Consider the following 19414-nt stretch of genomic DNA (forward strand, 5'->3'; position numbering starts at 1 on the left):
GCCGGGCGGATTGCGCCCGGCCGTCCCCTTGCCGGGCAATTGCTTGCCGGCCGGGGCAATGTCCGCCAAGATCGCGCTTCAATCTTCTTTCGGGGGCTCCGATCCATGACCCATATCCTTGCCATCGACCAGGGCACGACATCGAGCCGGGCGATCCTGTTCGACGCCGCGCTCAAGCCTGTCGCGACCGCGCAGGAGGAATTCCCGCAGATCTTTCCCCGCTCGGGCTGGGTGGAACATGATCCCGGCGACATCTGGACGACAACGGCGGCGACCTGCCGCGGCGCCATCGAGCGGGCCGGAATCCGGGCCGAGGACATCGCCGCCATCGGCATCACCAACCAGCGCGAGACGACGCTTGTCTGGGACCGTCACACGGGCGAGCCGATCCACAACGCCATCGTCTGGCAGGACCGGCGCACGGCGCAGATTTGTCAGGACATGAAGGCCGAAGGCCATGAGGCTACCATAACGGCGCTGACCGGCCTGCTGCTCGACCCCTATTTCTCCGCCACGAAACTGAAATGGCTGCTGGACAATGTGGAGGGCGCGCGGGCGCGGGCCGAAGCCGGCGACCTTCTGTTCGGCACGGTCGACACCTGGCTCATCTGGAAGCTGACCGGCGGCAAGGCCCATGTGACCGACGCGACCAATGCCGCGCGCACCATGCTTTATGACATCTCGCGCGGTGCCTGGAGCGAAGATCTCTGCGCCCTGTTCGGTGTGCCGATGGCCATGCTGCCTCAGGTGCGCGATTGCGCGGCCGATTTCGGCATGACCCGCGCCGACCTTTTCGGCCGTGAAATCCCTGTTCTCGGCGTTGCCGGTGACCAGCAGGCCGCGACGATCGGGCAAGCCTGCTTTTCGCCCGGCATGATGAAATCGACCTATGGAACCGGATGTTTCGCCCTGCTCAATACCGGCGACATGCCGGTGCGCTCCAACAACCGGCTGCTGACCACGGTGGCCTATCAGCTTGACGGCAAGGCGACCTATGCGCTGGAAGGCTCCATCTTCATTGCCGGCGCGGTCGTGCAATGGCTGCGCGACGGACTGAAGATCATTCGTCACGCCACCGAGACGCATCCGCTGGCCGAAAAGGCCGATTCGACGCAGACGGTGGTCCTGGTGCCCGCCTTCACCGGACTTGGCGCACCCTACTGGAACGCGGAGTGCCGCGGCGCGGTTTTCGGCATCACGCGCAATACCGGGCCGGAAGAATTCGCCCGCGCGGCGCTGGAAAGCGTCGGCTATCAGACACGCGACCTGCTGGAGGCCATGCGCGCGGACTGGGAAACGGCGTCCGGCGAGGCGGTCCTGCGCGTCGATGGCGGCATGAGCGCCTCGGACTGGGCAATGCAGTTCCTGGCCGATATCCTCGGCGCACCGGTGGATAGACCGGCAGTGCTGGAAACCACGGCGCTGGGCGCGGCCTGGCTCGCCGGCCAACGGGCCGGCGTCTATCCGGCGCGCGATGCGTTTGCGCAAACCTGGGCGCTGGAGCGGCGTTTTTCGCCAGCCATGGATGAGGCGGCGCGCGAGCAGAAATATGCCGCGTGGAAACGCGCCGTGGCGGCTGCGCAAGCCTTCTGACCGGCTTTCACGGGTCCGGGCGAGCGCTTGCCTGCGCGGCGGCCGCCACCTCCATGCAGATGTCCGCCAGGATACGGTAATGGCTTTCGCGTACGCTGCCCCGCCGCCAGAACAGGCCGATGGTGCGGGTGAGTTTCGGACCCGCCAGGGGGCGCAGGACAACGCTGTCCTGGCGCCGGAATTCCGAGGCCGCATAGTGGGCGGGAAAAAGCGTCAGGCCCATGCCGATGGAGACCATCTGGCGCAGGGCATCGAGGCTGGTGCCTTCATAGTCCTCGCGTAGCAGCGCGCCGGCCTGAAGCGCCAGGGCGCGCACATTCTCGTTGAGACGATGGCCGCGCCCGAGCGTCATCATGCGTTCTCCCGCCAGCCGGGCCACCGGTATTTCCGGCCGGGAAGCGAGCGGGTGGTCCGCCGGCAGTCCCAGAAACAGTTCCTCCTCCATCAGCCGGACAAAGACCAGCCGGTCGGCCTGATGCGGATCCGGACCCATGGCGCAGTCGGTTTCCCCTTCCGTGATCGACTCCTCCAGCCGTGCGGGCTGCTCCTCGCGGATGAAGATTTCGAGATCCGGATAGCGTCCATGCAGCACCGGCAACAGGCGCGGCAGGAAATAGGGGGCGAAGGTCGGGGCAGCGCCCAGTCTCAGGCGGCCGCCAAGGCTGGTCTCCCCGCCGGTCACGGCCGCTGCCATGGCATCCATGGCGGCCAGGATTTCACGCGCGAGCGCTACGGCCTTCTCGCCCGCCGGGGTGAGTGCCACAGGACCGGCATCGCGCTCGAAAAGGGGTGCGCCCAGTCTCTGCTCGATCTGGCGCAACTGGACCGAAAGCGTGGGCTGGGAGACCGCGCAGCGGCGTGCCGCCCGCCCGAAATGGCGAAGGTCGGCCAGGGCGACGAGATATTCCAGCTGCCTTGCTGTCGGGCGGAAGCGCATGACACCGTTTTGATAGTCTGATCCTATCACTTGGATATAGATAATGAATTGGAACTATCAAGCAGGGATTCCCACCTTGTCCGTGTCGGTAATCATCTGGAGGTTCAGACATGTGGAATCACCTCAATGCCCTGTGGTCGCGTCACTCCATCCTGGAAGCCAAGATCCAGCAGGAACAGACACGGCCCATGCCTGACAGCCTGCGCATCCAGGCGCTGAAAAAGCTGCGCCTCCGGATTCGCGAGCGTATCGAGGGTGTCGAGGCGCGGTTGAAGGGAAAGGTTCCGGCCTGAGCCGGCGAAAGGATGGTCCGGTATGGCCCTGCTTGAATTGATCGTCGTCACGTTTGGCGCGGGTTTTGTCGCGGTGCTTCTCTATGGCGCCTACAAGTTCAATTTCGATGATCCGGGCGGGGATCGTTGAGACATTCGGGGCCGGGCGGCGCGTCCGCCCGGCTTCTCTCCCAGCGAAACGCCGCTGCCCGCTGCCCTGCGTGGGGCGGTCTGATCCGGTGGCCCCATCCGGCGCCGCCCGGCCGTTCAGGCAGTGATCGCGCCGATCCAGCCATCATTGCCGGGAAGCGAAAGCACGCTGCCGCTCAGCATGCCGCCGAAGCCGTGGCCGTCCAGCGCCGTGGCTGTGAGGCCCGCCGGCAGGGTCGCGCTGGTTGCTTGCGAGGCGAAATTGAAGGCGCACAGAATATGCTCTTCGCCCAGGTCGCGCCGGAAGGCGAGGATGTCCGGTCCGAGATCGACGACCTCGAAACCGCCCTTGGCCAGGGCCGGATGGGCGCGGCGGAAGCACAGCAGGGCACGATAGAATTCCAGAAGTGTGCCGGGCTGCCCCGTCTGTTCCGAAACGGCGAGGGCGAGATGCGGCATGGGAACGGGCAGCCATGGCCGGTCGGATGAGGAGAAACCGCCATTGGCGAAACGCCCCTCCCAGACCATGGGCGTGCGGCAGCCGTCACGGCCCTTGAATTCCGGCCAGAAGCGGATGCCATAGGGGTCCTGCAAATCCTCGAAGGAAAGCTCTGCCTCGGGCAAGCCCAGTTCCTCGCCCTGGTAAAGGCAGACGGAACCACGCAGGGTCAGCAGCACGCCGGCCAGCAGTTTCAGACGGTTGAGGCGCATGGGCTCATGCAGATCGCCGGTCCAGCGGGTGGCATGCCGCTCGACATCGTGATTGGAGAAGGCCCAGCAGGGCCAGCCGTCCGGCGCGGCACTGAAGAATCGGTCGATCACCCTGCCAAAGCGCCCGGCCGAGGGCATCGTTCCCGAAAGAAACTCGAATGAGTAGCACATGTGGACGCGCTTCGTGCCGGCGGTATAGGCGGCCATGATTTCCAGCCCGCGCTGGGCATCGCCCACTTCGCCAACGGCGGTCGCTGCGGGATATTCATCCAGCAGGGCGCGGAAACGCTCAAGGAAGGCCAGGTTTTCCGGCTGGCTCTTGTCGTAGAGATGATCCTGGAAATTGTAGGGATTGACCGAGGGTGCGATGGCGTCGTCGCGCTCGTGGGGTTCGAGCGCCGGATTGTCTTGCAGCCCCTGCGAATGGAAATAGAAATTGATCGTGTCGAGGCGGAAACCGTCCACACCCAGATCGAGCCAGAACCGGGTGGCGTCCAGAAGGGCATCCTGCACGTCGCTGTTGTGGAAATTGAGGTCGGGCTGGCTGTCGAGGAAGTTGTGCATGTAGTACTGGCACCGGGTCGTGTCCCATTGCCACGCGCTGCCGCCGAAGATGGAAAGCCAGTTGTTGGGCGGCGTTCCATCGGGTTTGGCATCGGCCCAGACATACCAGTCGGACTTGGCGTTGTCGCGGCTGGACCGGCTTTCGGCAAACCACGGGTGGCGGTCGGACGTGTGCGAAAGCACCATGTCGATCATGACCTTGAGACCGAGCCCATGGGCATCGGCGACAAGGGCGCGGAAATCCTCGATGGTTCCGAACATCGGATCGACGGCCTTGTAGTCGGACACGTCGTAGCCGAAATCCTTCATCGGCGAGGCGAAGAAGGGCGAGATCCAGATGGCGTCGGCACCCAGTTCGGCGATGTGGCCGAGACGCTGGCGGATGCCGGTCAGGTCGCCGATGCCATCGGCATTGCTGTCCTGAAACGAACGCGGATAGATCTGGTAGATCACCGCGCCGCGCCACCAGTCCTTGTCGATGGCGGCCGCGGGTGCGGCGTCACGCGTCCTTGCGGCGGGGTTCATGGTGTCTGCGAAGCCGAACGATTGGGTCATCAGCCTTTCACTCCGCCGGCAATCAGGCCGGCCTCGATCTTGCGTTGGAAGGCGAGGACGAGGATGACCGGCGGCACCGTCATGACGACGGAGGCGGCCAAGATCGGCCCCTGCGGAATTTCTGTTCCAAAGTGCCCGGAGGCCGGGCAATGGCAACGACAACCCTACCGGTATCATCATTCGAAGCGGAGGTCAGCGCGAAAAGGAACTTGCCGCAAGCCGCGATGGTGGCCGGCCGGCCTACGCGGGCAGCCCCGGCGGGCACCTCTGACGCTCCCGGCGCGGTTTCCCCGCTTCTGCCGGCCAGCGTCAAAGCGGAGCGGGCAGGCCGACCTGCAACGCGTGGGCGCTTGCGCAAACGCGATTCCACACTTCATCGGGTACGCGCACGCCATTGCCCGCCGTTTCGGCCAGGCTTGCCGCAGCCCGGTCACCGGGAATGCGCACCTGCGTGAAACCCTGCGCGGGCCGGCTCGCGCGGCAGGCATCGTTCAGCGTTTCCACCTGCGTCACGAAGGCACCTGCACCGGCGAAGGCCTCCGGATCCATGATCTGGAGGAAGACATTGGCGCCCCATCGGGTGGGATGCTCGGCACGGCCATGGCCGGCCAGCGCCTGGGTGAACATTTCCACCATCAGCGCCATGGCAAATCCCTTGTGGCCGTGGTCGATACCGCCGACGGGCAGGATGGTGCCCTTCGGCGTCCGGTTCACGACATTCGCGTCGGTCGTCGGCCGGCCTTCACCATCCAGCACCCAGGGGTGGTCGAAGGGCGTGCCGGTGTTGATATGCTCGCGCACCTTCGAGACGGTGGTGATGGAGGCGCAGGTGTCGATCAGCACGGGGTGGTCGCCGCCGGGATAGCCGATTGCCCAGGGGTTGGGTGTCAGCACCGGGTCTGCGCCGCCATAGGGGGCGACCCAGCGGCCGGACGGATCGGAGGTCATGATCATGCAGACGAGGCCTTCATCCGCCGCCATGCGTGTCAGGGTGGAGAGACAGCCGATATGGTGGCTTCGGCGGATGGCGATGGAGGTCATGCCATGGCTGCGCGCGCGGGGCATGGCGCTTTCCAGTGCCTGCCTCATCAGCCAATGGCCGGGCAGGTAACGGCCATCCCAGACCTGCGTCACGCCGCTGTCGCGGACCACGTCGTGGATACCCTCGCTTCGCATGGCGCCGCTTTCCAGTTCCGGAAGGTAATAGGGCACCATGGAGATGCCATGGGTGGTGACGCCGAGCTCGTCGGTGCGCACCAGCAGTTCGGCCACCACTTCGGCCTTGTCGCGGGCCATGCCGCCCCGGACAAGCAGGGCAAGGGCAAGGGCAAGCAGATCCTTGCGGTCAAAACGGCGGTCGGTCACGGTTCATCCTCCCGGTCGGGTTCGTTTCAGTCGCGGCTGGCGGTTTCGCATTCGATGGCTGCGCCCATGCTCTTGCGCAGCATCAGGGCGAGCGTGGCGCAAACCGCAGACATCCAGGCCGGTTCTCCTGCCAACGCGGGCGGAAACAGGCCTGGCAGCGCGTGCAGCGCTCGGGCGATACCCTCCGGCGCGGTCTCGTCCGCCAGGACTGCCCTGATTTCCGCCTCGCGCGGATCGCGCAGGGCGTAGGCATCGCCGTTCTCGGTTCGGCCCAGGCAATAGCGCATCCATGCGGCCACGGCGAAGGCGAAGGGGCGGATGTCGCCGCCAGCCGCCCGCGTCTCGACTGCTGGCGCGAGGATGCGCTGCGGCAGTTTTTCGGTGCCATCCATGGCGATCTGGAAGGTCTGGTGTGCGATGGCCGGATTGGCGAAACGGGCCAGCAGGTCCGCCCGGTAGCGGTCGAGATCCATGCCGGCCAGCGGCGGCAACGTCATGGCGGCGGCGCGCATGTGGCGGTCCACGAGGCTGGCCAGCGCCCGATTGCCCATGACATCGCGCACGAACGGGTGGCCCGACAGGAAGCCGGCATAGGCGAGCATGGAATGGGCGCCGTTCAGCATGCGCAGCTTCATTTGCTCGTAGGGCTTCACATCATCGACGAACAGGGCGCCGCCGGCTTCCCAGTCGGGGCGGCCTGCCGGGAAGCGGTCCTCGATCACCCATTGGGTGAAAGCTTCGGTCTCGATGGCGCCATGGTCCTCGCAACCAGTCTGGCGGGCGGCCTCCGCGCGGGTCTCATCGGTGGCAGCCGGCGTGATGCGGTCGACCATGGAGGAGGGGAAGGCAACGTTCGCGGCGATCCAGTCCGCCAGCGCCGGGTCGATACGACGGGCAAGCCCTGTGACTCCGGCGGCCAGCAGTCCGCCATTGTCCGGCAGGTTGTCGCAACACAGCACGGTAAAAGGCGCGATGCCGGCATCGCGGCGCCGGCGAAGGCTTTCAACGATGAGGCCGAGCACACCTTGCGGGGCGTGTGGATTGGCCAGATCGGCGGCGACAGCGGGATGCGCCGGATCGGCATCCATGGCGGCGCGGTCGATTCCGTAGGCCTTTTCCGTCACGCTCAGCGAGACGATGCGTGTGGTTGCATCGGCGATGGCGGCAAGCGGCGCGGCACGGTCGCGGGCGGCGGCGATGATATGGCCGATGCTGGCAATGACGCGGGCGGACGTGCCTTCCGCGCTGCGTTCGATCAGCGTGTAGAGGCCGTTTTGCGGGTTCAGCGCATCGGCGACATCCGTGCCGCGCAAGCTGACACCGGTGATGCGCCAGCCGCCGCCAGAGCTGGCCAGCGCGTCATCGGTATAAACAGCCTGATGGGCGCGATGGAACGCGCCGGCGCCAAGATGCACGATGCCGCAGCCATGGCCGGCGGGATCGTAGCCGGGAAGGGTGGCTTGGCCCGTGACATCGGCAAGGCCCGTCAGGCGTCTGGCTCCGCTCATGCCGCGCGGCCTGCGCCTGGATGGGAGAGCGTGGCGATGATGCCGCGCAGTTCGGCAAGGCCCTTGAGACGCCCGATGGCCGGATAGCCGGGCTGGGCCTTGCGCTTCAGGTCGTCGAGAATGTCCTGGCCGTGGTCGGGGCGCATGGGAATGGACCAGTCAGCGCGGCCCTGTGCCTTGCGCCGTGCTTCCTCGGCCAATGCGGCGGCCAGCACGGCCACCATGTCCGTGTCGCCACCCAGATGCTCTGCCTCGAAGAAGGAGCCGCGCAGGGCATCCGTGTCGCGCTTGACATTGCGCAGATGCAGGAAATGCACCCGGTCGCCCAGGCGGTGCATCATGCCCGGCAGGTCGTTGTCCGGCCGCGCGCCCAGCGAGCCCGTGCACAGCGTGATGCCGTTGGCGGGAATATCGACGGCATCCATGATCGCCTTGTAATCTGCTTCGGTGGACATGACGCGCGGCAGGCCGAGCAGGTCGAAGGGCGGATCGTCGGGGTGGCAGCACAGGCGCAGGCCGAGACCCTCGGCCACGGGCGCGACTTCGGACAGGAAGTCGATGAAATGGGCGCGCAGGCGCTCCGGCGAGATCGCGTCATATTCGGCGATATGGCGGCGCACGTCATCCAGGGTGAAATGCTCAGCCGCGCCGGGCAGCCCGAAAACGACATTGCGGGCCAGCGCCTGCTGCGCGTCCTCGCTCATTCCGGCAAAACGGCGGGCGGCGTCTTCCACCACGTCCCCGGGGAAGTCGGCAGCCGCGTTTGCCCGCCTGAGAATGTGGATGTCGAAAGCAGCGAAATCGGCATAGTCGAAGCGCATGCAGGTGGCGCCCGTAGGCAGGCGCCAGTTCAGATCGGTGCGCGTCCAGTCGAGAACGGGCATGAAATTGTAGCAGACCGTCTGAACGCCGGCAGCGGCGAGGTGATGCAGGCTGGTCTTGTAATTGGCAATGTGTTCGCGCCAGTCACCCTGCTGCTTCTTGATGTCCTCGGAGACCGGCAGGCTTTCGGCCACGTCCCAGGCCAGGCCGGAGGGCGCGCCATCGGCCATGTAGGCGATTTCCCGCTTGCGGCGGGCAATTTCTTCCGGCGTCCAGACGTCGCCGGTGGGAACGTGATGAAGCGCCGTGACCACACCTTGCACCCCGGCCTGAAGCATGTCGTCCACCGACACGAGATCCCTTGGCCCGAACCAACGCCACGTCTGCTTCATTCCGTCCTCCTCGTTGCCGCCGGCCTGCGATCCGCCGCATTCCTGCTGCGATCTCCTTAGCAGTCCGTCACGCTGTTGACTAGTATGGAAGTATGGTATAGCCGTTCGATCAGGAGGAGATGATCGCAATGACCATCCAGCAATCGCCGCAACGCCTTCTGGACACGGGAGCCGCCGTCGGGCCCCAGGTCTACCGGCTGCTGCGCGAGCGGATCATCCGGGGCGACCTGGAGCCGGGCATTCGCATCTCCGAGTCCGAAATCGCCAGCGGCTACGACGTCAGCCGCCAGCCCGTGCGTGAGGCCTTCATCAAGCTGGCCGAAGAAGGCTTGCTGGAGGTGCGTCCGCAGCGCGGCACATTCGTGCGCAAGATTGCCGCAAGCGCCGTGATGGATGCGCGCTTCGTGCGCGAAGCGATCGAGGCGGATATCGTGCGGCTTCTGGCGCAATCCCCGGTGTCCGGGCTTGAGGAAGAGTTGCGCGGACTTCTCGCCGTGCAGGCCAGGGCGGCGGCATCCGGCGAATGGCTGCAATTCATCGATCTCGACGAGCGGTTTCACCGCGCCCTGGCCAGTGGCGCGGGCAAGGCCTATGCGTGGAATGTGGTCGAGGGCGTGAAGGCGCAGATGGACCGCGTGCGCCATCTCTCGGCGCAGCGCTTTCCAATGGACAAGCTGGTGGAACAGCACACTGCCATCGTTGACGGCATTTCGGGACAGAACCCGGATGCCGCGGAACGGGCCATGCGCGCGCATCTGCGCGAAATCCTGAACGATCTGCCGGCAATTGCCGGCAGCCGGCCCGAATTCTTCGAAGACGCGGACCCGACCTGATCCGCAACCGTTTCCTGAAACTCCCTGTCAGCAAAGGAGGAGACCATGCTGAAAGCACTTGGAAAAACCATTCTCGCCACGATGACCGCCGGCCTGCTTGCCGGTTCTGCATTCGCGGCGGACATGACGCTCAAGCTCGGCCATCTGGCCAATGAGCAGAACCCCTGGCACCTGGCGTCGGTGAAGTTTGGCGAGGAGCTTTCCCGTCTCACCGATGGCCGTATCGAAGTCGAAGTGTTTCCCAATGAATCGCTGGGCAAGGAAATCGACCTGATCAACGGCATGCAGCTCGGCACGGTCGACATGACGATCACCGGCGAGAGCCTGCAGAACTGGGCGCCGATGGCGGCGCTGCTGGCCGTGCCCTATGCCTACAAGTCGATCGAGCACATGGACGAGGTGGCCTCCGGCGAGATCGGCGACAAGATCAAGCAGCAGATCATCGACAAGGTGCAGATCCGCCCGATCGCCTATTTCGCGCGCGGCCCGCGCAATCTCACCTCCAACCGTCCGATCACGTCGCCCGACGAACTCAATGGCCTGAAGATGCGCGTGCCCAATGTGCCGCTGTTCGTGGATGTGTGGAGCGCGCTTGGTGCCAATCCCGGCCCGATGGCTTTCTCGGAGGTCTTCACCTCGCTGCAGAACGGCACGATCGAAGCCCAGGAAAACCCGCTGGCGCTGATCCGTTCGGCCAATTTCAACGAAGTGCAGTCGCATGTGAACATGACCGAACACGTGCGCTCCTGGATCTACCTGACGATCGCCGAGAGCACCTGGAGCAAGCTGTCGGCCGAAGACCAGGCGGCGGTGATGGAAGCGGCGAAGATCGCCCAGGCCTATGAGCGCGAACTGTTCAACGCGTCGCTGGCCGATGACCGCGCCTATCTGGAAAGCAAGGGCATGACCTTTGTCGAGGTCGACGGTCCGGCATTTCAGGCCAAGGCCAAGGATGCGGTGCTGAAGAACGTCAACGACGAGATCAAGCCGATCGTGGAAGGCCTGTTCTCCAACTGATAGGCTTTCTTTCCGACATGGCGCCGGGCGTTCGCGTCCGGCGCCACCCTTGACACTCCCTGACCGGGGCCGTCCATGCAGCGCTTCGTTTCCCTTCTCGTCCGGTTCAGCCGCCTTGCGACCGGCATCGCCTTCGCGGTGCTGATGATCGCGGTGCTGATCCAGATCGCCGGCCGTTTCATCGGCAGTTCCCCGGTCTGGACGGAGGAACTGACGCGCTTTGCCCTGCTTTATCTCGCCGCCTTCGGTGTCGGCCTGTCGTTTCGCAATGGCGACCTCGTCAATGTCGATCTCGTTTGCGAGTCGCTGCCCGGCGCATGGCCGGCGCGGCTGCGGCTGTTTTCCGCACTGGCCACGGCGGCGCTTTGCCTGGCGCTCATCGCACCGGCCTGGAAATACACATCCATCGGCGTGATGCAGACCTCGCCGGCGCTCGGCTGGCGGATGGATTTCATGCATGCCACGATGCTGGTGCTGCTGGTGTCACTGGCCGTTTTCGCATTGGCGCGCGCCGGAGAAATGCTTCTTGGCGGGGCGGATGGCCATGCGCCTCGCGTGACCGGTGAAAACGCATGAGCCTTGCCCTTCTCATCGGCGTCTTCGTTGCCGGTCTCGTCATCGGCATTCCCGTCGCGGTCACGCTGGGGCTTGCCTCGGCGGCCTATCTGCTGTCGGCGGGCATACCGCTTGTTGTCATGCCGCAGAAAATGTATGCGGGCATGGATGTGTTCGTGCTGCTTTGCATTCCGGGTTTCATCCTGGCCGGTAACCTGATGAATTCGGGCGGCATCACGGAACGCATCATCCGCTTCGCCAACGCCCTTGTCGGCTGGGCGCGTGGCGGGCTGGGCCTGACCAACGTGGCCGGTTCCATGCTGTTCGGCGGCATTTCCGGCACGGCAGTCGCCGATGCGGCGTCCATCGGCGGCATGATGATACCCGGCATGAAAAAGGCCGGCTATCCGGCTGATTTCTCTGCCGCCGTCACGGCCGCGTCATCGACAGTCGGGCCGATCATCCCGCCCTCGGTGCCGATGATCATCGTCGGCGCGCTGTCCGGCATTTCCGTGGGCAAGATGTTCCTGGCCGGAGCCGTGCCTGGCGTGCTGATGGGCCTTGCCATGATGGTGACGACCTACATCATTGCCGTGCGCAAGGGCTTTCCGCGCCAGCCCTGGCAAGGCGTGGGCGAATTGGCGCGCTCCTTCACGGGGGCGTTCTGGGCGATCTTCATGACCGTGCTGATCATCGGCGGGCTGATGAGCGGGCTGGCCACGCCCACCGAGACAGCGGTTGTCGCCAGCGTCTATGCCCTTGTCGTCGGATGCTTCGTCTATCGTGAACTGCCGCTGAAGGCGGTGCCGAAGATCATCATCGACAGCGCGGTCTCCTCCGCTGCCATCCTGGCGCTGGTCGGCTTCGCCAATGTTTTCGGCTGGATTCTCGTGGCCGAACGGATCCCGCAGGCGATCGCATCTTCCGTTCTGGAAATCACCGACAATAAGTTCGTCGTGATCCTGCTCATCAACATCCTGCTGCTGTTCGTCGGCATGTTCATGGAAACGATCGCCGCGCTCATCATCCTGTTCGTGCCGCTGCTGACGCTGGCGCAGGGCGTGGGCGTCGATCCGCTCCATTTCGCCACCTTCGCCGTGCTCAACCTGATGATCGGGCTGACCACGCCGCCGGTGGGTGTGTGCCTGTTCATCTGCGCCAACATCGCCCGCCTGCCGCTGACGCCGGTGGTCAAGGCCATTGCGCCGTTTCTTCTCACCAATATTCTGGTATTGCTGCTGGTCTCCTACGTCCCGGCAATTGCCACCTGGCTTCCCTCCGTCCTGATGGATTAGGATCATGTCCATGCAAACACGCGTCTGCCGCCTCTTCGACAAGCACGATATCCGCATCGAGACCGACACGGTGGGCGAACCGGGCCCCGGCGAGGTGCTGGTGGCGATTGGCGCCGGTGGTATTTGCGGTTCCGACCTTCACTATTATCACGATGGCGGGTTCGGCCCGATCCGGGTCAAGGAGCCGATCATACTTGGCCACGAGGTCGCCGGCACCGTGCAGGCCGTGGGCGAGGGCGTCACCAATGTGCAGCCGGGCGACCGGGTTGCACTGAATCCGAGCCGGCCGTGCGGGAACTGCCGCTATTGCGATGTCGGACAGTACAATCATTGCCTGAACATGCGCTTCTATGGCTCGGCCATGCGCTTTCCCCATGAACAGGGCGGCTTCCGCGACCGGATCATCGCAGAAGCGGTGCAATGCGAGACGGTGAGCGAGGGCACGTCCATTGCCGAAGCCGCCTGTTCGGAACCGCTGGCGGTCTGCGTTCATGCCGCCAACCAGGCCGGCGACCTGCAGGGCGCGCGCGTGCTGGTGACGGGGTCCGGACCCATCGGCGCGCTGTGTGCTGCCGTTGCGCGCCAGCGCGGTGCCGTGGAAGTGGTTGTCACCGACCTGCAGGACGCGACGCTTGCGGTTGCCGCGCGCATGGGGGCGACGCAGACCGTCAACGTGGCCCGCGATGGCGCGACGATGGAAACCTTCACGGCTGACAAGGGCCATTTCGACGTGGCATTCGAATGCTCCGCCGCCCCGGCCGCATTGCGCACGGCCATCACGACGGTCAGGCCCAAGGGTACCATCGTGCAGGTGGGCGTGACGGGCGACATCGCCATTCCGCTCAACCTGATCGTGTCGAAGGAAATCGCCTTGAAGGGCACGCATCGCTTCCATCCGGAATTCGCCGAGGCGGTTCGCCTGATTGACAGCGGCGCCATCGACGTCAAGCCGATCATCACCGGCAGCTATCCGCTGGAACAGGCGCTGGAGGCCTTCGAGGCGGCGGGCGACCGGACGCGCTCCGTCAAGGTGCACCTGACGTTCGCGTGAGCCGCAAAATGGCATCCGGCGCCGGGGCTTGCGGCCGCGGGCGCGACCTGATCCATTGCCGCCCATGAACGATACATGCCCCTGTTGCGGCGCCGGCGGCCTGGATGCCGGTATGCCGCTGTTTCTGCTCGCGGCCCATGGCGAACGTGGCGGAGCAACCGGCAATGCGCGCCTTCGCGCAATCTGCCGCGAGGTTGCGCGCCTGCTTCGTGGAGAGGCGGCGGTGCGCTGCGGCGTGCTTTCAGGCGAGCCTTCGCTGGAAGGTGCCGTGGCCGGTGCCTGCGAAAGCCCTGTTTCCGTTTATCCTGTCTTCATGAGTGAAGGCTTCTTCGTGCGGGAAAGGCTGCCGGCCCGGCTTGCGGCGGCGGGCGTGAAAGCAACTGTCCTGCCGGTGCTTGGTGCCGATCCCGGCTTTGCGCAAGCGTGCGCGGCGCGGCTTGACGGGCTTGACGGCGGCGCGCCGGACCGGGTTCTCGTGGCCGCCCATGGCTCGACCAGGGACGACAGATCCCGCTGCGCCGCGGAAGCCTTTGCCAGCAGGCTGGCCTGCGCCCTTGGCGTCGCCGTGCAATGCGCCTTTCTGGAGGAACAGCCTTTCGTGGAGCAGGCGGTTCGCGCGCTCGACCACAGGGGCGCCATCGTCAGCCTGTTCGCCGGACAGGGCCTGCACGGAGCCGAGGACATGGATGCCATCATCGCGGCAAGCGGATTTGCGCCAGACAGGGTGATCGTACCGGCCGACGACACCGTTCTCGTCGCCCGGCTGGCCGCCGCGGCTTTCCTTCGCGCGCACGGGCGGTGAACACAGTGGTCATTCGCGGTTGTGGCAGGGTGACAGGGAATTAACTTGCCAGATGCCTGAATGCGGCCCAAATAAGCGGGTGTATGGGCTTGGGGCGGCGCGCCGGACCGGCCGGCCGAGCGGGAAGCGCACATGGCATTCTGGAAACAGGTTCTCCTTACCGTCGCATTGCTGGCGATAGCCGGGCTTGGCTATGCCCGGCTCGTTCCCGGCGCGGGCGAGCAGATTGCGCGGCTCGGACTCGACCCGGCAACGATCGCACTGCTGACGGGGGCTGATCCGGCCGGCCAGGCCGGCGGCGGGCGCCAGGGCGGCGGTGGCGGACCCGGCGGGTTTGGCGGGCGCGAGGCGCTCGTTTCCGTGCAGCCTGTCACGACGGCGCGCATCAATGACCGGATCACCGCCATTGGCGACGGCGAGGCGCTGCGCTCGGTCACGGTCGTGCCGCTGGCATCCGGTGTGCTGACCGAGATCAATGTGCGCCCGGGCGAGAGGGTGGATGCGGGCACCGTGATTGCCCGGCTCGACTCCGGCAGCGAGGAAATCGCCCGCGACAGGGCCACGCTGGCGCTGAAGACGGCGCGCGATGCGCTGCGGAGGGTGGAGCGTCTTTTCGAAAGCAGGACGGCATCCCAGACGCAACTGGACGATTCACGCAATGCGGTCGCGACGGCCGAACTCGCCCTGCGCGAAGCGAAGGTCGATCTGGAAAAGCGCAGCATCGTCGCGCCGATTTCCGGGCGGGCCGGTCTCGTTCCCGTCGAGAAGGGCGATTACGTGACCACGCAGACCGAAATCGCCACGCTCGACGACAGGTCGTCGATCCTCGTCGATTTCTGGCTGCCGGAGCGTTTCGCGCCCATCATCACGGTGGGGCAGCCGCTCAGCGCGCATGCAGTGTCGCTGCCCGGCGAGACGTTCGAGGGTGAAGTCCAGGCGATTGGCGGGCGTATCGACCGCGCCAGCCGGACGATGCAGGTGCGCGCCCAGATCGAGAATCCCGAGGATCGCCTGCGCCCCGGCATGTCGTTCCGCGTGGAAATGCGCCTGCCGGGCGAAACCTGGCCGGCGGTCGATCCCCTTGCGATCCAATGGAGTTCCGCGGGCGCCCATGTCTGGCGCGTCACAGACGGCAAGGTGGAGCGGGTGATGGTGTCCATCATCCAGCGCAACAGCGACAGCGTGCTTGTCGACGGGCCGCTGAAAGAGGGCGAAATCGTCGTGACCGAAGGGTTGCAGTCCCTGCGCCCGGGGTCGGCCATCCGAATCCAGGGCGAGACGTTCAGGGAAGGCGAAAAGCGGCCGCAGGTGTCCGATGCAAGCTGACGGTGCGAACCGGGGCAATGCCAGGGATATCGCCGCGCTGTTCGTGCGCCGGCCGGTGCTGGCCATTGTCGTCAACCTGCTGATCGTGGTCGCCGGTCTGGCCGCGCTCTATGGTGCGGAAATCCGCGAACTGCCGGAAACGGACAGCCCGGTGATCACGGTGCGTACCGATTTTTCGGGGGCCGCGCCGGAGACCATCGACCGTGAACTGACCGCACGCATCGAGGGGGCGGCCGGCCGCGTGCCCGGCGTGCGCTCCATTTCCTCCTCCTCCTCCTTCGGACGGTCAAGCGTGACCGTCGAATTCACCGAGGAGACCGATCTCGACATCGCCGCCTCCGACCTGCGCGATGCCATCAACCGCATTTCGCGCGACCTTCCGGACGATGCCGACGACCCGATCATCGTCAAGGCGGACGGCAATGCCCAGGCGGTGATGCGCATCGCGGTGACCTCCGAGCGCCTTACGGTGCAGCAACTCACCCTGCTGGTCGAGGACGACATCGTCGAGCGGCTGACGGCGGTGCCGGGCGTGGCGGACGTGCAGGTCTATGGCGACAGGGACGAGATCTTCCGCATCGATGTCGATCAGACCCGGCTTGCCAGCCGCGGCCTGACCGTCGCCGACCTTGCCCGCGCGCTTTCCACGGCGGCCTTCGATGCCCCGGCCGGTTCGCTGACCTCTTCCAGCCAGGATCTCGTCGTACGGGCCACGGCGACGGTGGCTTCGAAGGAAGAGTTCGAAGCCATCGTCATCAAGGATCGTGTCCGCATCGGCGACGTGGCCAGCGTTTCGCTCGGACCCAATCCCGGCGACAGCGCCCTGCGCGCGAACGGGGCGAACGGCGTGGGCCTTGGCATCATCCGCCAGGCCGGTTCGAACACGCTGGAAATCTCGCAGGGCGTTCGCAAGGCGGTGGACGAAATCCGAACCATCCTGCCCGACGGGGTGACGGTGAAGGTTACCTCCGACGACGCGACCTTCATTTCCGGCGCCATCAACGAGGTGGTCTATTCGCTTGCCCTGGCGATTACCATCGTCATTGCCGTGATCTTCCTGTTCCTGCTGAACGTGCGCGCAACGCTGGTGCCTGCGCTGACCATTCCCGTTGCGCTGATCGGCGCTGTCGCTGGCATCTGGCTTGCTGGGTTCTCGGTCAACATCCTGACCCTGCTCGCGCTGGTGCTGGCGACCGGCATGGTGGTCGATGATGCCATTGTCGTGCTGGAGAACATCGTCACGCGGCGCAACGAGGGCATGACCGCGCGCGCGGCGGCCGTGATCGGCACGCGCGAGGTGTTCTTCGCCGTCATCACCACCACGGCCACGCTTGCCGCCGTCTTCATCCCGATCTCGTTCCTGCCTGGCAAGGCCGGCGGCCTGTTCCGGGAATTCGGCTTCACGCTGGCGCTCTCGGTCATGCTGTCGTCCGTCGTGGCGTTGTCGCTCTGCCCGATGCTGGCGTCACGATTTCTCACCGGCCAGCCGCGCGCCAGCGACGATCGCGTGAAACCCAGCCTCATCGGACGCTTCGGCGGAATGTTGACGCGGCTGTATGCGGGTCTTCTGGAACTTTGCCTGAAGGTCCCGCTCGTGGTTATCGTTGCCGCCGTCATCGTTGCGGGCGCTGCGGTCGCTACGTTCACGACCCTGCGCCAGGAACTGACACCGCCGGAAGACCGGTCCATCGTGATTTTCATCGTGTCGGCGCCGCAGGGCGTGAGCCTCGACTACACCGCCAGCCAGGTGCGCAAGCTGGAAGCGTTGGCCGAGCCCTACAAGGCGACGGGCGAAGTGACCAATATCTTCTCCATCGCCGGGCGGCGCGGCCAGGCCAACAGCGGGTTTCTGGTCCTGACGCTGGCTCCCTGGGAGGAGCGGGATCGTTCGCAGCAGGAGATCGTGGCAGAATTGAACCGGCTGGCCGGCCAGGTTGTCGGCGTACGCGCCTTCGCCATCCAGCCCAATTCGCTGGGCATTCGCGGGGCGGGCAATGGTCTGCAGGTGGCGATTGCGGGTGACAATTACGATGAACTGGCCACGGCCGCCGACAAGGTGATGCAGCAACTGGAGCAGGAACCGCGTTTCGGGCGCATCCGGCTATCCTACGAGACGACGCAGCCGCAATTGTCCATCCAGGTGGACCGGGAGCGCGCATCGGACCTCGGCGTCGACATTTCCGGCCTGGCCGCCGTCATCCAGTCCATGCTCGACGGGCGCGCCATCGGCTCGGTCTTCCTCAATGACCGCGCCATCGACATCAAGCTCTTGTCGACATCGAACCCGGTCAACGATCCCACGGATCTGGAGAATATCTTCATCCAGACTTCTGACGGGCGAACAGTGCCGATCTCGACCATCTCGACGCTGGAAGAGCGTCCCGTGGCGCCTTCGCTCGACCGCGAACAGAAGCTGCGCGCCGTTTCCATCACCGCCAGCCTGTCACCGGACTTCGCGCTGGCCGATGCCATGACGCGCTTCACGGAGATCGCCACGCCTCTGCTTCCGCCGGGCGCGCGCCTGGTGCCGCTGGCCGAGGCCGCCACGCTCGACGAGACCAACAGTTCCATCGGCCTGGTCTTCGCCTTCGCCATCGTTGTGGTCCTGCTGGTGCTTTCGGCGCAGTTCGAGAGCTTTGTCTCGGCCTTCATCATCATCCTGACGGTGCCGCTCGGTCTGGCATGCGCCGTTTTCGCCATGGCGCTGACCGGAACGAGCCTGAACGTCTATTCGCAGGTCGGACTGGTGCTGCTGGTCGGGATCATGGCCAAGAACGGCATCCTGATCGTCGAATTCGCCAATCAGCTGCGTGACCGGGGCGTCAGCGTCGCCGATGCGGCACGCCAGGCGGCGGTGCGCCGTTTGCGTCCGGTGATGATGACGATGATCTCGACCGTGCTGGGCGGCCTGCCGCTTGTCCTGGCGTCGGGGGCCGGCGCCGAGGCGCGTATCGCGCTTGGCTGGGTGATTGTCGGGGGGCTCGGGCTTGCGACACTCGCCACGCTGTTCGTGACGCCGGTCGCCTACCTTCTTCTGGCCCGCTTCTCCACGCCCAAGGCAGCGCAACAGGCACGGCTGGAGCGGGAACTGGCAGAGGCCGAAGCCGAGGCAGGCTGAACCGGAACGTCAGGCGCGGTCAGCCGGCAACCCTCTCAAGCATGGCAATGAAGCGGCGGCTTTCCTCCGTGCCGCCAAGCTTCTCGATCATGCGGTTTTCATGGTCGCGCCAGACACCCGCCATGGTCTGGACAAAGCGCTCGCCCTTCGGCGTCAGGTAAAGGGAATAGGATCTGCGGTCGGTATCGGTCTTGCGCCGTTCGGCCAGCCCGCGCTTCTCCAGACCGTCCATCAGCGCGACCAGGTTGGCCGGCTTGACGCCGAGCGCCTCGGCGATTTCCGATTGCTTGCTGCCGGGCTGGCGGGCGATCAGCGCCAGGGCAGAGAACTCGGCCGGGCGCAACTTCAGTCTGGAAAAGCTCTCGGCGAAGTCCTGAAAGACGGCAAGCTGGGCGCGGCGCAACTTGTAGCCAATGATCGTGTCGAGCGGGGGAACAGCTTCGGCGACCTCTTTCTGTTCCGCATCCGCACGAATCGCTTCCTGATTCATGCTGTCGTCCTTTCTCGGCCGCGACCATAAATCATGGTTCATCATTATAACATAGGCA

At 65.4% G+C, this 19414-nt stretch carries 16 protein-coding genes; 10 read left to right on the top strand and 6 right to left on the bottom strand.

Going from position 1 to position 19414, the window contains the following annotated elements; all coding sequences use genetic code 11:
- The first annotated feature begins 105 nt into the window (after positions 1–105).
- Positions 106–1593, top strand: a complete 1488-nt coding sequence (glpK, locus tag R3D65_RS10420) for a glycerol kinase GlpK (RefSeq protein ID WP_371275156.1) — start codon at positions 106–108, stop codon at positions 1591–1593.
- Between the two features lie 7 nt (positions 1594–1600).
- Here the strand turns inward: glpK and R3D65_RS10425 are convergent, their stop codons facing one another.
- The gene (locus R3D65_RS10425) at positions 1601–2530 is read right to left on the bottom strand and encodes a hydrogen peroxide-inducible genes activator (RefSeq protein ID WP_371275157.1); all 930 of its coding nucleotides are present in this window, start codon (positions 2528–2530) and stop codon (positions 1601–1603) included.
- Between the two features lie 110 nt (positions 2531–2640).
- On the opposite strand from R3D65_RS10425, the gene R3D65_RS10430 reads away from it, so the two are divergent.
- Complete coding sequence (locus R3D65_RS10430; RefSeq protein ID WP_371275158.1) at positions 2641–2823, top strand: YdcH family protein; 183 nt, start codon at positions 2641–2643, stop codon at positions 2821–2823.
- A 246-nt stretch (positions 2824–3069) separates the two neighbouring features.
- On the opposite strand, the gene R3D65_RS10435 is transcribed toward R3D65_RS10430, so the two are convergent.
- From R3D65_RS10435 to uxuA, 4 genes are all read right to left on the bottom strand, one after another.
- Positions 3070–4752, bottom strand: a complete 1683-nt coding sequence (locus R3D65_RS10435) for an alpha-glucosidase family protein (protein WP_371275562.1) — start codon at positions 4750–4752, stop codon at positions 3070–3072.
- A 339-nt stretch (positions 4753–5091) separates the two neighbouring features.
- Positions 5092–6147 carry an Ldh family oxidoreductase gene (locus tag R3D65_RS10440; RefSeq protein ID WP_371275159.1) on the bottom strand — a complete coding sequence of 352 codons (1056 nt, stop codon included), beginning with the start codon at positions 6145–6147 and terminating at the stop codon, positions 5092–5094.
- Between the two features lie 26 nt (positions 6148–6173).
- A complete protein-coding gene (locus R3D65_RS10445) occupies positions 6174–7655 on the bottom strand; it encodes a mannitol dehydrogenase family protein (RefSeq protein ID WP_371275160.1) in 1482 nt (493 codons plus the stop codon).
- Positions 7652–8869 carry a mannonate dehydratase gene (gene uxuA, locus R3D65_RS10450; RefSeq protein WP_371275161.1) on the bottom strand — a complete coding sequence of 406 codons (1218 nt, stop codon included), beginning with the start codon at positions 8867–8869 and terminating at the stop codon, positions 7652–7654. The genes R3D65_RS10445 and uxuA overlap by 4 nt, the downstream gene beginning before the upstream one ends.
- Before the next feature lie 128 nt (positions 8870–8997).
- On the opposite strand from uxuA, the gene R3D65_RS10455 reads away from it, so the two are divergent.
- From R3D65_RS10455 to R3D65_RS10490, 8 genes are all read left to right on the top strand, one after another.
- Complete coding sequence (locus R3D65_RS10455; protein WP_371275162.1) at positions 8998–9702, top strand: GntR family transcriptional regulator; 705 nt, start codon at positions 8998–9000, stop codon at positions 9700–9702.
- 45 nt (positions 9703–9747) lie between these two features.
- Positions 9748–10719, top strand: coding sequence for a TRAP transporter substrate-binding protein (locus tag R3D65_RS10460; protein WP_371275163.1), 972 nt, complete (start codon positions 9748–9750; stop codon positions 10717–10719).
- Between the two features lie 75 nt (positions 10720–10794).
- A complete protein-coding gene (locus tag R3D65_RS10465; RefSeq protein ID WP_371275164.1) occupies positions 10795–11295 on the top strand; it encodes a TRAP transporter small permease in 501 nt (166 codons plus the stop codon).
- Positions 11292–12569 carry a TRAP transporter large permease gene (locus tag R3D65_RS10470; RefSeq protein WP_371275165.1) on the top strand — a complete coding sequence of 426 codons (1278 nt, stop codon included), beginning with the start codon at positions 11292–11294 and terminating at the stop codon, positions 12567–12569. The genes R3D65_RS10465 and R3D65_RS10470 overlap by 4 nt, the downstream gene beginning before the upstream one ends.
- A 10-nt stretch (positions 12570–12579) precedes the next feature.
- Entirely contained in the window at positions 12580–13620 is a 1041-nt protein-coding gene (locus R3D65_RS10475) for an L-idonate 5-dehydrogenase (RefSeq protein ID WP_371275563.1), read from the top strand.
- A 112-nt stretch (positions 13621–13732) separates the two neighbouring features.
- Positions 13733–14422 (top strand): sirohydrochlorin chelatase, encoded by a 690-nt coding sequence (locus R3D65_RS10480; protein ID WP_371275166.1) that lies wholly within the window; start codon positions 13733–13735, stop codon positions 14420–14422.
- A gap of 132 nt (positions 14423–14554) precedes the next feature.
- Complete coding sequence (locus R3D65_RS10485) at positions 14555–15748, top strand: efflux RND transporter periplasmic adaptor subunit (protein ID WP_371275167.1); 1194 nt, start codon at positions 14555–14557, stop codon at positions 15746–15748.
- Complete coding sequence (locus R3D65_RS10490; RefSeq protein ID WP_371275168.1) at positions 15738–18866, top strand: efflux RND transporter permease subunit; 3129 nt, start codon at positions 15738–15740, stop codon at positions 18864–18866. Before R3D65_RS10485 ends, R3D65_RS10490 begins: the two co-directional genes overlap by 11 nt.
- A gap of 19 nt (positions 18867–18885) precedes the next feature.
- Here the strand turns inward: R3D65_RS10490 and R3D65_RS10495 are convergent, their stop codons facing one another.
- A complete protein-coding gene (locus R3D65_RS10495) occupies positions 18886–19356 on the bottom strand; it encodes a MarR family winged helix-turn-helix transcriptional regulator (RefSeq protein ID WP_371275169.1) in 471 nt (156 codons plus the stop codon).
- Positions 19357–19414: the final 58 nt, after the last annotated feature.

The organism is Zhengella sp. (assembly GCF_041397485.1).
GTDB lineage: Bacteria > Pseudomonadota > Alphaproteobacteria > Rhizobiales > Rhizobiaceae > Zhengella.

What these genes read in the sequence shown, in the direction of transcription:
- glpK (WP_371275156.1), top strand. Translation starts at nt 106, where the DNA reads ATGACCCATATCCTTGCCATCGACCAGGGCACGACATCGAGCCGGGCG.
- R3D65_RS10425 (WP_371275157.1), bottom strand. Translation starts at nt 2,530, where the DNA reads ATGCGCTTCCGCCCGACAGCAAGGCAGCTGGAATATCTCGTCGCCCTG.
- R3D65_RS10430 (WP_371275158.1), top strand. Translation starts at nt 2,641, where the DNA reads ATGTGGAATCACCTCAATGCCCTGTGGTCGCGTCACTCCATCCTGGAA.
- R3D65_RS10435 (WP_371275562.1), bottom strand. Translation starts at nt 4,752, where the DNA reads ATGAACCCCGCCGCAAGGACGCGTGACGCCGCACCCGCGGCCGCCATC.
- R3D65_RS10445 (WP_371275160.1), bottom strand. Translation starts at nt 7,655, where the DNA reads ATGAGCGGAGCCAGACGCCTGACGGGCCTTGCCGATGTCACGGGCCAA.
- uxuA (WP_371275161.1), bottom strand. Translation starts at nt 8,869, where the DNA reads ATGAAGCAGACGTGGCGTTGGTTCGGGCCAAGGGATCTCGTGTCGGTG.
- R3D65_RS10455 (WP_371275162.1), top strand. Translation starts at nt 8,998, where the DNA reads ATGACCATCCAGCAATCGCCGCAACGCCTTCTGGACACGGGAGCCGCC.
- R3D65_RS10460 (WP_371275163.1), top strand. Translation starts at nt 9,748, where the DNA reads ATGCTGAAAGCACTTGGAAAAACCATTCTCGCCACGATGACCGCCGGC.
- R3D65_RS10465 (WP_371275164.1), top strand. Translation starts at nt 10,795, where the DNA reads ATGCAGCGCTTCGTTTCCCTTCTCGTCCGGTTCAGCCGCCTTGCGACC.
- R3D65_RS10470 (WP_371275165.1), top strand. Translation starts at nt 11,292, where the DNA reads ATGAGCCTTGCCCTTCTCATCGGCGTCTTCGTTGCCGGTCTCGTCATC.
- R3D65_RS10475 (WP_371275563.1), top strand. Translation starts at nt 12,580, where the DNA reads ATGCAAACACGCGTCTGCCGCCTCTTCGACAAGCACGATATCCGCATC.
- R3D65_RS10480 (WP_371275166.1), top strand. Translation starts at nt 13,733, where the DNA reads ATGCCGCTGTTTCTGCTCGCGGCCCATGGCGAACGTGGCGGAGCAACC.
- R3D65_RS10485 (WP_371275167.1), top strand. Translation starts at nt 14,555, where the DNA reads ATGGCATTCTGGAAACAGGTTCTCCTTACCGTCGCATTGCTGGCGATA.
- R3D65_RS10490 (WP_371275168.1), top strand. Translation starts at nt 15,738, where the DNA reads ATGCAAGCTGACGGTGCGAACCGGGGCAATGCCAGGGATATCGCCGCG.
- R3D65_RS10495 (WP_371275169.1), bottom strand. Translation starts at nt 19,356, where the DNA reads ATGAATCAGGAAGCGATTCGTGCGGATGCGGAACAGAAAGAGGTCGCC.